Genomic DNA, 241 nt, shown 5'->3' on the forward strand with positions numbered 1-241 from the left:
CGGTAGTTCAGTCGGTTAGAATACCGGCCTGTCACGCCGGGGGTCGCGGGTTCGAGTCCCGTCCGCTGCGCCATATTTTCCGAGTCAGGCACGCCTGGCTCGAGATTGAAAAGCTACTGAGTTTTCAATCAGACGAGTTACTTGAGCATCTGCTCAAAGCGATACGCAGCGGTAGTTCAGTCGGTTAGAATACCGGCCTGTCACGCCGGGGGTCGCGGGTTCGAGTCCCGTCCGCTGCGCC

At 59.3% G+C, this 241-nt stretch carries 1 tRNA gene; it reads left to right on the forward strand.

Features of this window, described 5'->3' with window-relative positions:
- Positions 1-165: 165 nt before the first annotated feature.
- Positions 166-239, forward strand: a tRNA-Asp gene (locus ACCD00_RS30915).
- Positions 240-241 lie beyond the last annotated feature (2 nt).

Source organism: Pseudomonas sp. Pseusp3 (assembly GCF_047304225.1).
Taxonomy (GTDB): Bacteria; Pseudomonadota; Gammaproteobacteria; order Pseudomonadales; family Pseudomonadaceae; genus Aquipseudomonas; species Aquipseudomonas fluorescens_CD.